Annotated in this window: 2 protein-coding genes; one reads left to right on the forward strand and one right to left on the reverse strand. The window is 59.2% G+C overall.

The features are described 5' to 3' along the window. Window position 1: 1 nt before the first annotated feature. A complete protein-coding gene (locus NW853_RS01820) occupies window positions 2-619 on the reverse strand; it encodes a DUF3120 domain-containing protein (protein WP_414333349.1) in 618 nt (205 codons plus the stop codon). A gap of 255 nt (window positions 620-874) precedes the next feature. On the opposite strand from NW853_RS01820, the gene NW853_RS01825 reads away from it, so the two are divergent. Then, complete coding sequence (locus tag NW853_RS01825; protein WP_414347398.1) at window positions 875-1,933, forward strand: glucokinase; 1,059 nt, start codon at window positions 875-877, stop codon at window positions 1,931-1,933. The last annotated feature ends 275 nt before the right edge of the window (window positions 1,934-2,208 follow it).

Here is a 2,208-nt window from a genome sequence, read left to right on the forward strand (position 1 = left end):
CTCACCGCAGCAAAGCCGCCCCCCAGGCAAAAAGACCATCCACCAACAGGGTATTTAGCACTGCTCCGGCAAAGGCCCAATGGTGCAGGCGGCGGGATCCCCGAATCATCCACAACCCAGCGCCCAGCAAGAGAAGGCCCAGGCCGATGCCCCAACTCAGGCCCCAGGGGGTAGCCATTTTGTCAAGAGCGGCCATGAAAGGGACAACCGCCTGATCCAAGCGGTCGAACTGCATCGCCTGTCGCCACTCCGGCAGCAAGCCCACCGAGTGGATGTAAAGATCGGTAATCGCCGTGCCCCACAGGGAACCGAGATAAAACCAGGTGCCGATGCGGGCAAACCGCTGCCGTGTCCCCCACCAGACAATCGGGATCCCCAAAGCTTCCACGGGCATGTGCCAAAGAGGCTCAAAGCGCAGCCAGCCCCAATACAGGGATCCCGCCAGCCAAGTCAGGGTAAAGCCGTAGAGCAAATCTCCCCACAGGCGGGTACGGAGCTGCGAGTAGAGATGCAAACTGAGGCCCAACCAGCCCAAAGACATCACCAAGCTCACCCAGGGGGCATATCGCACCAGGGGCGCTTGCACAAAAACGGGCAGGCAGACGAGCAGAGCCGCCATTCCCCCAATGGCATGGTGGGATCCGAAACGCTTTTGAATCGGGAGAGGGCGATGCTCAGATGACAGCAGAGGCTCATTTGGGAGAGGGGGCAAAAAAGGTGTGGAAGACAAAATGCAACATTAAAAACCTTTACATCAGTTAACATAGCACCTTCTTCGCCGTGACAGGAGCGGGAAAGCTCCGGGAGGCCGAAATGGGCATTCCCTCTCCAGAGATGCCAGGGTGGAAACGATGTGCTGGCCGGAGGAAACCGTATGGACTTGCTGTTGGCCGCAGATATCGGGGGCACCAAAACCAGCCTCAGCCTTGTCAATGCCGAGGATCCCGAGCACAGCCTTTATCATTGCCGCTACGCCAGCCAAGATTTCGTCAGCCTCGCCCCGATGGTGGGAGAGTTTCTGGCCCAGGCTCGGCAGGAGCTGGGTCGAGATCCACAGCCTGCTGCTGCCTGTTTTGCGGTGGCCGGCCCGGTGACGGAGCGAGCAAGGGTACAGACCGCCAAGATCACCAACTTGCCTTGGGATCTGCAGTCAAGCCAATTGGCCGCAGAGCTGGGGATCCCGCGCGTAGCCTTGATCAACGACTTCAGCGCTGTGGGGTATGGCCTGCTTGCCCTGGGCGATCAAGATCTGGACACCTTGCAAGTGGGTGAGCGTCAACCCCGGGCTCCGATTGGCGTGATGGGAGCAGGTACGGGTTTGGGGCAGGCTTACCTCACCTGGGGAGAAGGCGGCTACCAGGTTCATGCCAGCGAGGGAGGGCATGTGGATTTTTCCCCGCGCACCCCTTTAGAGTGGGAGCTTTTGAGGTATTTGCAAAAACGGCACGGGCGTGTCTCCACCGAGCGGGTGGTCTCAGGGCAGGGAATTGTTGCCATCTATCAATTTTTGCGGGATAGTCGGTGGGGGCAAGGGGAAGAACAGTTGCTGGCCCAAATTGAGGCTTGGGAAAAGGGGGCCGAGCCTGTTGACCCGGCAGCCCAAATTGCCAATGCCGCCATGGAAGCACGGGATCCGCTGGCAGTGGAGTGTCTGCGGCTTTTTATCAGCTTGTACGGAGCTGCGGTCGGGAACTTCGCCCTGCAACTGCTGCCTCGCGGGGGCCTGTTCATCGCCGGTGGGATCGCGCCCAAGCTCTTGCGCCTCTTGCACCAAGGAGAGTTTTTGTCCTCGTTTTTGGACAAAGGGCGGATGCGTCCTCTCCTGGAGCAACTGTCGGTGCAGGTGGTGGTGAATGCGCAGGTGGGGTTGAAGGGAGCTGCTCGCTATGCCGCCACCCTTTTGTCTGGCAAGACCACCCAGCCCAGCGGATGATGGCAACGATCCCCATTGATGCTGGAATCATGCTGGACAATCTTGTCCAGCCGTCCCTCGTCGGGATCCTAAACTTCATCCCTTGGCGGATGGGGCAAAATGGGATTGGATCTTTGCCGCATTGTTAGACTTCCCAATAGCGGGCAGCCGCCATCCAACCGATGATCGCCGTCCCTCAGCACAGTTATAGTCACTACCAAGTAGCAATGAAACGTTTCTCTACGTCGTTATTCCTACGCAACGCTGTCGCGAACGCGCCGGCGGCGCGGAGCGCT

It is taken from the genome of Synechococcus sp. H55.11, from assembly GCF_047462475.1.
Lineage (GTDB): Bacteria > Cyanobacteriota > Cyanobacteriia > Thermostichales > Thermostichaceae > Thermostichus.

Coding starts and splice junctions, on each gene's coding strand:
- NW853_RS01820 (WP_414333349.1), bottom strand. CDS start 619: ATGGCGGCTCTGCTCGTCTGCCTGCCCGTTTTTGTGCAAGCGCCCCTG.
- NW853_RS01825 (WP_414347398.1), top strand. CDS start 875: ATGGACTTGCTGTTGGCCGCAGATATCGGGGGCACCAAAACCAGCCTC.